This window comes from Rubrimonas sp. (assembly GCF_036788415.1).
Taxonomy (GTDB): Bacteria; Pseudomonadota; Alphaproteobacteria; order Rhodobacterales; family Rhodobacteraceae; genus Rubrimonas.
In genome coordinates, this window is the sequence record NZ_DAIQNN010000107.1 from 1 (window position 1) to 8,053 (window position 8,053).

Below are 8,053 nucleotides of genomic sequence, written 5' to 3' on the forward strand. Positions count from 1 at the left end.
GGTCAAAGCGGTTCTCGCGGCTGAGCCGGGCGGGGGTGTTCGAGGCGTTCTTCGCGATGCTCGCCGAATGCAGCCGCACGGCGGGCGTGGTGCAGATGTTCGACAGCACCGTGGTGCGCGCCCACGTCTCGGCCGCCGGCGCCAAAGGGGGGCCGAAGCGAACGGGCTTGGGCGCTCAAGAGGCGGATACTCCACCAAAATCCACCTGAAGACCGACTTCGACGGGCGCCCGATCGCCTTCGAGATCACCGGCGGCGAGAAGGCCGACGCGCCGATGTTCGAGACCTTGCCGCACCTCGGCCCGGACGCCGCGCCCCGCGCCGTGGTCGCCGACAAGGGCTTTGACAGCCGCGCCAACCGGGCCGCCGCCCGCGCCTGCGGCGCTGTCCCGGTGATCCCGCACAAGGTCGACGCCGCTGCGCCCGTCAAGCACTTCGCGCGCGCCCTCTACCGAGGCCGCGCCCGCATCGAGCAGGCCGTGGGCAAGCTCAAGAGGCTCAAGCGCATCGCACTTCGCTGCGAGAAGACAAAGGCGAACTTCGCGACCTTCACCGCCCTCGCCATCGGATCCATCTTGGTCCAATTCGTCCACACGGCCTAGGGCGACACGGAAACCGGACATACGGGTATTTTGCGCCACAAAGCGCATGGCGCAGTCGTTGCGAAGCGCCCAGCCGAGGGAAGGCGCGGTCCTCAGCGCACATGTCGACCGCGGCGGAACCTCGCGCGTCCCGGACGCCCGGGCCTCAGCCCTCGCCCCTCAGCCGCGCAAGCGGGCCGCGGTCTCCGCGTCGAGCGCGACGATCCCGTCTTCGTCGGCGGCGATCCAGTCGCCGTCGCGCACGACGACCCCCCCGATCGCGACCGACGGCGCCGGCGCGCCCGCCAACCCCTCGCGCAGGAAGATCGGCGCGGCACGGCGGGCGGCGACGCCGATTTCGCGCGGGCGGATCAGCGCCACGTCGCAGACCGCCCCGTCGATCACCACCCCCGCCCAGCCATTGGCTTCCGCGGCGCGGGCCATCCCGTCGCCGAACACGCCGACGCGGTCGCCCGCCCCGACCGACACGACGGCGACCGCCCCCCTCCCCGGCGTTCCGAGAAGCTCGGCCAGCGCCTTGTCGGGGCCGTTCAGCGCGACCGGGCGGGCCGGCCCGTGAAAGCGCGCGACGCCCGTGAAAAAGCGCCAGTCGCCCGGCAGGATGCGAGCGCGGTCGCGGAGGGCGTCCACGATGTCGGTGACGGGGGTGGCGAAACTTGGCGGCATGCGGAGGCTCCGTGCGAGTGGGTCGGCGGTTGGCGGCGCCCCTATTTCGGGCTGGCCACGGCTTTCGCATCGTGCAGGCGGGCGATCTCGGCGCCGTCATAGCCGATCTCGGCGAGGATCTCCTCGGTGTGCTGGCCGAGCGCCGGGGCGGGCGTCGGGGCTTCGCGCGCCAGCGCCGAGAAGTCCATGGGCGCGCCGGGCACGAGATAGGACCCGATCCCCGGCTGCTCCAGCATCGCGAACATCGGATTGTCGGTCGAGATGTCGGGGTCCTGCGCGACCGCCTCGCGGAAAGTGCGGTACTGGCTCCAGGTCACCCCGCGCTTGTCGAACTCCTCGGCGAAATCGGCGATCCGGCGGGCGTCGAAGAATGGCTTCAGGACTTCGGTGATCGCATGGCGATGGATGAAGCGCTGGCCTTCGAGCTCCAGATCGGCCCCGAGCCGCGCGGCGAGAGCGTCGCAGGCGGCCTCGGTTCCCGTGGCGGCCTTGAGATTGGCCCATTGGCGCGGCGTCAGGCCGACCACCATCACCCGCCCGCCGCAGGCGCAGAGGAAATCCTGCGCATAGGCGCCGAACAGCGAGTTGCCCATCTTGGGGCGGTCGACGCCGTTGATCGTCGCCTCGCCGATGATGCCGAGATTGCCCAGCATCGCCAGCGCGCTGTCCTTGAGCGCGATCTCGACGAGCTGGCCCTCGCCGGTCAGCCGGCGGTGGCGCTCGGCGGCCAGTATCCCCAAGGCCGCCTGCTGGCCGGCGATGCAGTCGAAGGCGGGCAGCACATGGCCGACCGGCGCGGTCGAGCCTTCCGGCCCCGTCGCCATCGGGAAGCCCACGGCGGGGTTCACGGTGTAGTCGACCTGCGGTCCGCCCTTGCGGTCGCCGCCGACTGACATCACGATCAGATCGGCGCGGCGCTTGCGCAGCGCGTCGTAGCCGAGCCAGCCGCGCGCGCCCAGATTGGTGAGGAAGATCCCGGCGTCCTCGCCCGGCGCGCAGATCAGCCGGGTCACGACCTCGCGGCCCTCGGGCGTCGAGAAATCGACCGCGATCGAGCGTTTGCCCTTGTTCAGCCCGGCCCAGAAGATCGACTTGCCGTCCTGCGTCACCGGCCAGCGATTGTGGTCGAGCCCACCCTCGATCCGGTCGAAGCGGATCACGTCGGCGCCCATCTGCGCCAGCGTCATCCCCGCCAACGGCGCCGCGACGAAGGCCGAGCCCTCCACGACGCGAAGGCCCTGCAGAATTTTCACCATGGTCGTCTCCCCCTGCTTGTCGCGCCCGCGCCGTTCAGTCGGCCCAGATCATTTTCGCCTGCATCGTGGTCGCCCCGTCGGCGGTGGCGACGTAAAGATCGACCCCGCCATCCGCGCGCGCCGCCCCGTTGAGCGACACTTCGTCGAAATCGAAGAGCGGGCGCACGCCGCGGAAGTCGAAGCGGGCGGGCTTCCGGCCCGGCGCGTGGCGGCGCGCGGCGTCGTAGAGCATGATCGCCTGCAGCGGCCCGTGCACGATCAGGCCGGGATATTTCTCGACGTCCATCGCATAGGCGCGGTCGTAATGGATGCGGTGAGCGTTGAAGGTGAGGGCGGAGAACCGGAACAGCAGCACCGGGTCCACCGCGCGCGGCTCCGACCAGTCGCAGGCCGGCAGGGGTTTGGGCGGCGGCGGGACGAACTTCTCGGGCATCGCAAGATAGACGATGTCCTGCTGCTCCTCCATGACCAGCCGCCCCTCGGCGCGCGTCTCATGGGCGACGGTGACGAACACCATGTCGCCGGTCTTGCCCGACTTCTCCGCCACGTCGAGGATGCGCGAGCGCTGCTCCACCGCCTCGCCGATGCGCGCGGGGTCGTGGAACACGCAGCGGCTGCCGGCCCACATGCGGCGCGGCAGCTCGACCGGGGGCAGGAAGCCGCCGCGCTCGGGATGGCCGTCGAGCGCGATCTTCCGTCCGGGAACGGTGGCGAGGAAGTAGAGCCACAGCCAGACGAAGGGCAGTTCCGCCCCGGCCGCGGTGTCGATGCCGCCGTCGGATCCGTGGCCGTGGTCGCGGTCGAGCGTCGCCGCCATCGCGCGGGCGGATTTCTCGTCGAGACGGTCTGTCAGGATTTCCTCGCGGCCGATCCAGTCGGCCCAGCGTCCCTCGGTCATCGCGCATCCCCCCAACGATCTTTCGGCGACGGTCTTTTCGCAGTTGCGGTGCGGACAATGCCGCGCCGCGCGGCCGCTGGAAAGAGCGATCTGCGCCGTTTCGCCGCATCGGCCCGGATCGGGCGCGCCGATCAGGCCCCTGTCGGGACCGCGAGCGGTTTCATGCGCAGGCGGGTGATCTGGTTGCGGTTCCGTTCGACGACTTCGAAGCGGAAATCGTGGAACCGGAACACCTGCCCGACAGTCGGGATGGTCTGCGCCTCATGGATCACCAGCCCGGCGATGGTGGTCGCGACCTCGTCGGGCAGCCGCCAGTCGAACAGCCGGTTGAGGTCGCGGATCGTCGTACCGCCTTCGACGGTGAAGGACCCGTCGGCCTCGCGCGTCACGCCTTCGGCTTCGAGGTCGTGCTCGTCGGCGATGTCGCCGACGATCTCCTCGAGGATGTCCTCGAGCGTGATCAGCCCCTGCAGCGCGCCGTACTCGTCGACGACGAGGGCGAAATGGCTGCGCCGGCGCAGGAATTCGCGCATCTGCTCGTCGAGCGAGGTGGTGTCGGGCACGAACCACGGCTCCATCGCGACTTCCATCACGTCGAACCGCCGCAGCGCCGCCACCCCGTCGTCCGATTCGCGGATCAGCCGGTGGACGGCGCGCAGCAGGTCCTTGGCGTGCAGCACGCCGACGATGTCTTCGGGTTCGCCGCGCCAGATCGGGATGCGGGTGTGGGTGCTTTCGAGGCAGAAGTTCAGGATCGTCTCGGGGTCCTCGTCGGCGGAGATCGAGACGAGGTTGCGGCGGTGGCGCATGACTTCGGAGATGTCGCGCTCGCGCAGGTCGAGGGCTGCGATCAGCCTGTCGCGGTCGTCCTTGGCGACGGCGCCTTCGGAATGGTGCAGGTCGATGGCGCCGCGGATCTCCTCCTGCGCCGCGAGGATGCGGGCGTTCGGGTCGGCGCGCAGACCGAACAGCGCGAAGGCCGTCCGCACGATGAAGCGCACGAAGGAGACGGCGGGCGCGAACAGCCGCACCACGCCCGCGATCGGCCGCGCGACTCGCAGCGCGGCGCGCTCGGGGTTTGTGATCGCATAGGTCTTGGGCGCGACTTCGGCGAAGACGAGGACGAGAAAGGTCATCGCGAGCGTCGCATAGGCGACGCCGCTCTCGCCGAACCAGGCGGTGAAGAGCGCGGTGGCCAGCGAGGCGGCGAGGATGTTGACGAGGTTGTTGCCGAGCAGGATCGCCCCGATCAGCCGCTCCAGATCGGCGGTCAGCCGCAGCGCCGTGGCGGCGGGCTTCGATCCTTGCTCGGCGAGGCGGTGCATCGAGGCGCGCGAGGCGGCCGTCAGCGCCGTCTCCGAGCCCGAGAAGAAGGCCGAGAAGGCCAGCAGGCAGAGGATGGCGAGGACAGTGATGATCGAGGCGTCCATCTGTGGGCTCCGTCCGCAAGGGCACCGGCGATCTATGGGGGCGGGACGGGGTTCCGGCAAGTCGCGCCGCCGGGCGCCCCTGCTTGCGCCGTCGCGGCCGACCGGCTACCTCACGGGCGCGGACGGTCGGATGGCCGCGCTGCGCCGCGAGGCGCGGTGAGGAAAGTCCGGGCTCCACGGAGACGCGGCGCCGGGTAACGCCCGGCCGGGGAAGGGCCGTGGGAAACCATGGGCCGAACCCGAGGGACAGCGCCACAGAGAACCAGACCGCCCGAGGCTTCGGCTTCGGGCAAGGGTGAAACGGTGGGGTAAGAGCCCACCGCGCCCCCGGCGACGGGGGCGGCATGGCAAGCCCCGCCGGGAGCAAGATCGTGTAGGGACCGCGCATCGGGCGTCTCCGCCCGGCGGTCCGGGTTGATCGCGCGAATCCGCCGGCGACGGCGGATCCAGATGAATGGCCATCCATGCGCTTCGGCGCGGGACAGAACCCGGCTTACAGACCGTCCGCACCTCCTCGCCGCGATGTTGTCCACATGCCGCCCCAAAGCCCATGGGACGGCATGGGCGCAGGCGTCGTCTGGATTGAAAGCGGTATATAGTAAGAACAATAGATGAATATCTGTGGATAAGTTGGGTCGCCTGCCAAGTCGAGACGGGCGGGCCGCACTCAGGATCGGCGCCGGGGCCCATCTTTCCCACAAAGTTTTCCATATAGGGCCACAAGAATCCACTTGCAGACCATAAAATCCCATGGCATGACTTTGCTGCGAGGCAAGTCGGACCAGCCCAGAAAAAGACAGAGGCAGGTCATACAGGCGATCCGATCTGCCGCGTCGATAGAACGGGACGACCGCCTTGAATGGCGGCGATGCGCGAAGTCGATGGCGCGAAGGGGCAGTCGAGCGGGTCGCGCGCTGAGAACGGCGCGCGGCCCGTTTCGTTTTTTCGGCGGGCCAAGCCCGGTTGGTCTTGGGACGGAGCGGGTTCGCGGCGGTTGGACTGGAACGGATGAAGATTTTCTCGTCCAACTCCACGCACAAGATCGACGCCAAGGGCCGCGTCTCGATCCCCGCGCCGTTCCGCAAGATTCTCGACCGCGAGGAGCAGCCGGGCGTGGTGCTGGTGCCGCGCCTGCGCGGCGAGCCCGCGCTCGAGGGTTTCGGCTATGGCCGTTTCGAGCAGATGGCCGACGCCATCGACGACATGAACCCGCTCGACCCCGCCGCCATCGCGCTGTCCAACAAGCTGATGGGTCAGGCGCGCCATCTTCAGGTCGACGAGACCGGGCGCATCGTGCTCGGCGACGATCTGCGCAAGCTGGTCGATCTGAAGGATCAGGCGCTGTTCGTGGGCCTCGGCAAGAGCTTCCAGATCTGGAATCCCGACGCCTATGCGGCGCGGCAGGAGGCGATGGACACGGTCGCGCTCGAGAATTTCCATCGCGTGCCCTGGAGCGGTCGCCCCCGCGCAGCGGACGCCTCATGACGCACCCCCCGGCAGGCCCCGACGCCGCGCAGCCGCATGCGCCGGTGCTGCTCGACGCGGTGCTCGCCGCGCTCGCGCCCGAGCGCGGCGGCGTGCATGTCGACGGCACCTTCGGCGCGGGCGGCTACACGCGCGCGCTGCTCGACGGCGGCGCCGCCAAAGTGATCGCCATCGACCGCGACCCCGACGCGGTCGCGCGGGGCCGCGCGCTCGCCGCGCGCTATGGCGACCGGCTGATCCTCGCGGAGGGGCGTTTCGGCGATCTCGACCAGATCGCCGCCGCGCATGGGGCGCCCGAGGCGCAGGGCGTGGCGCTCGACATCGGCGTCTCCTCGATGCAGCTCGACCAGGCCGAGCGCGGCTTCTCCTTCTTGCGCGACGGGCCGCTCGACATGCGGATGGCGCAGGCGGGCCGCTCGGCGGCGGACATCGTGAATTCCGCCTCGGAAGCCGAACTCGCCGACATCCTCTTCCAGTTCGGCGAGGAGCGCGCGGCGCGGCGGATCGCGCGCGCCATCGTGGAGGCCCGCGAAGACGCGACGATCGAGACGACCGGGCGGCTCGCGCAGATCGTCGCCTCCCGCCTGCCGCCGCAGCGCCCCGGCCAGTCCCACCCCGCGACCCGCAGCTTCCAGGCGCTGCGCATCGCCGTCAACGACGAGCTGGGCGAGCTGATCGCCGCTCTGGAGGCCGCCGAACGGCTGTTGTCGGAAGGCGGCGTGCTGGCGGTGGTCACGTTCCATTCGCTGGAGGACCGAATGGTCAAGCGGTTCCTGCAGCTGCGCTCGGGCCGCGCCCCGCACGGCTCGCGCCACGCGCCCGAACAGACGGCGGACGCGCCGCGCTTCGAGCTGCTCGCCCGCCGCTCGACCGAGCCGGGGCCCGAGGAACTCGCGCGCAACCCCCGCGCCCGCTCCGCCCGGCTGCGCGCGGCGCGGCGCACGGCGGCGCCCGCCGGTCCGGTCGATCGCTCCGCCCTCGGCGCGCCCGCGCTGCTGCGCGCGTCCTGGAGCGGGGGGAGGCCGCGATGAAGCCCGCGCTCTATTTCTGCGCCGCGGCGCTGGTGGCGCTGGTCGCCTTCTGGGCCTACCGGGTCAATTACGAGGCGCAGGCCGCGCTCGACCGCGTCGCCGCCCTGCGCGCCGAGATCGCGCGCGAGCGCGAGGCGATCGCGGTGCTGCGCGCCGATTGGGCCTGGGCGAACGCGCCGGAGCGGCTCGCGGCGCTGGTCGCCGCCCATGCCGGCGAGCTCGGCCTCGCGCCGATGCAGGGCGCGCAATTCGCCGAGGCCGCGCTCATCGCCCCGCCGCCGCCGGAAACCTTCTGGGCGCGGGCGAGCCTCGACGATTTCGCGCGGGGTCTGGGCGTCGTCGCCCCGCCCCCCAGACCGGAGCGGCGGCGATGACCCGGCCCGATCCCGCCCTGCTCGCAGCCATTCTCAACGGCGCGCCGCGCCCCGAGCCCGAGCCGCCCGCGCCCGACCCCAACCGACCCGACCGCGCGCAATGGCGCCTCGCGCTCGTCGCGGTGTTCTTCGCGATGGGCTTCGTCGGGGTCGCGGGGCGGATGGCGACGCTGGCGCTCTCCGAGCCCGTCGAGCCGCGCATGGCGATCACCGACGCGCCCGCCCATGTCGCCCGCGCCGAGATCGTCGACCGCGCGGGCCGGCCGCTGGCGATGAACCTGCCCGCCGCCGCGATCTACGCCCATCCCCACG

At 71.0% G+C, this 8,053-nt stretch carries 8 protein-coding genes, 1 other RNA gene and 1 pseudogene; 6 read left to right on the forward strand and 4 right to left on the reverse strand.

What is annotated here, in order from left to right:
* Nucleotides 1-67: 67 nt before the first annotated feature.
* On the forward strand, nt 68-601 hold the full coding sequence (locus V7Q31_RS15880; protein WP_333834845.1) for an IS5 family transposase: 534 nt from the start codon (nt 68-70) through the stop codon (nt 599-601).
* 159 nt (nt 602-760) lie between these two features.
* On the opposite strand, the gene V7Q31_RS15885 is transcribed toward V7Q31_RS15880, so the two are convergent.
* From V7Q31_RS15885 to V7Q31_RS15900, 4 genes are all read right to left on the reverse strand, one after another.
* Nucleotides 761-1,267: an RraA family protein gene (locus tag V7Q31_RS15885; RefSeq protein ID WP_333834838.1), complete on the reverse strand. Its 507-nt coding sequence runs from the start codon at nt 1,265-1,267 to the stop codon at nt 761-763.
* Nucleotides 1,268-1,308: 41 nt separating this feature from the next.
* On the reverse strand, nt 1,309-2,523 hold the full coding sequence (locus tag V7Q31_RS15890; protein WP_333834839.1) for a CoA transferase: 1,215 nt from the start codon (nt 2,521-2,523) through the stop codon (nt 1,309-1,311).
* Nucleotides 2,524-2,557: 34 nt separating this feature from the next.
* Entirely contained in the window at nt 2,558-3,421 is an 864-nt protein-coding gene (locus V7Q31_RS15895; RefSeq protein ID WP_333834840.1) for an FAS1-like dehydratase domain-containing protein, read from the reverse strand.
* Nucleotides 3,422-3,552: 131 nt separating this feature from the next.
* Nucleotides 3,553-4,851, reverse strand: a complete 1,299-nt coding sequence (locus tag V7Q31_RS15900; protein WP_333834841.1) for an HlyC/CorC family transporter — start codon at nt 4,849-4,851, stop codon at nt 3,553-3,555.
* Nucleotides 4,852-4,969: 118 nt separating this feature from the next.
* On the opposite strand from V7Q31_RS15900, the gene rnpB reads away from it, so the two are divergent.
* The 5 genes and pseudogenes from rnpB to V7Q31_RS15925 form a co-directional block, all read left to right on the forward strand.
* Nucleotides 4,970-5,363: RNase P RNA component class A (gene rnpB, locus V7Q31_RS15905), an RNA gene on the forward strand.
* A gap of 496 nt (nt 5,364-5,859) precedes the next feature.
* Nucleotides 5,860-6,336 (forward strand): division/cell wall cluster transcriptional repressor MraZ, encoded by a 477-nt coding sequence (locus V7Q31_RS15910; protein WP_333834842.1) that lies wholly within the window; start codon nt 5,860-5,862, stop codon nt 6,334-6,336.
* On the forward strand, nt 6,333-7,367 hold the full coding sequence (gene rsmH / locus V7Q31_RS15915) for a 16S rRNA (cytosine(1402)-N(4))-methyltransferase RsmH (protein ID WP_333834843.1): 1,035 nt from the start codon (nt 6,333-6,335) through the stop codon (nt 7,365-7,367). The genes V7Q31_RS15910 and rsmH overlap by 4 nt, the downstream gene beginning before the upstream one ends.
* A complete protein-coding gene (gene ftsL, locus V7Q31_RS15920; protein WP_333834844.1) occupies nt 7,364-7,741 on the forward strand; it encodes a cell division protein FtsL in 378 nt (125 codons plus the stop codon). The genes rsmH and ftsL overlap by 4 nt, the downstream gene beginning before the upstream one ends.
* A pseudogene (locus tag V7Q31_RS15925) lies at nt 7,738-8,053 on the forward strand (hypothetical protein); the annotation flags it as partial. The gene ftsL and the pseudogene V7Q31_RS15925, both read left to right, overlap by 4 nt.

Excerpts from the sequence above, each read along its gene's own strand:
- V7Q31_RS15880 (WP_333834845.1), top strand. The coding sequence starts at position 68 with ATGCAGCCGCACGGCGGGCGTGGTGCAGATGTTCGACAGCACCGTGGT.
- V7Q31_RS15885 (WP_333834838.1), bottom strand. The coding sequence starts at position 1,267 with ATGCCGCCAAGTTTCGCCACCCCCGTCACCGACATCGTGGACGCCCTC.
- V7Q31_RS15890 (WP_333834839.1), bottom strand. The coding sequence starts at position 2,523 with ATGGTGAAAATTCTGCAGGGCCTTCGCGTCGTGGAGGGCTCGGCCTTC.
- V7Q31_RS15895 (WP_333834840.1), bottom strand. The coding sequence starts at position 3,421 with ATGACCGAGGGACGCTGGGCCGACTGGATCGGCCGCGAGGAAATCCTG.
- V7Q31_RS15900 (WP_333834841.1), bottom strand. The coding sequence starts at position 4,851 with ATGGACGCCTCGATCATCACTGTCCTCGCCATCCTCTGCCTGCTGGCC.
- V7Q31_RS15910 (WP_333834842.1), top strand. The coding sequence starts at position 5,860 with ATGAAGATTTTCTCGTCCAACTCCACGCACAAGATCGACGCCAAGGGC.
- rsmH (WP_333834843.1), top strand. The coding sequence starts at position 6,333 with ATGACGCACCCCCCGGCAGGCCCCGACGCCGCGCAGCCGCATGCGCCG.
- ftsL (WP_333834844.1), top strand. The coding sequence starts at position 7,364 with ATGAAGCCCGCGCTCTATTTCTGCGCCGCGGCGCTGGTGGCGCTGGTC.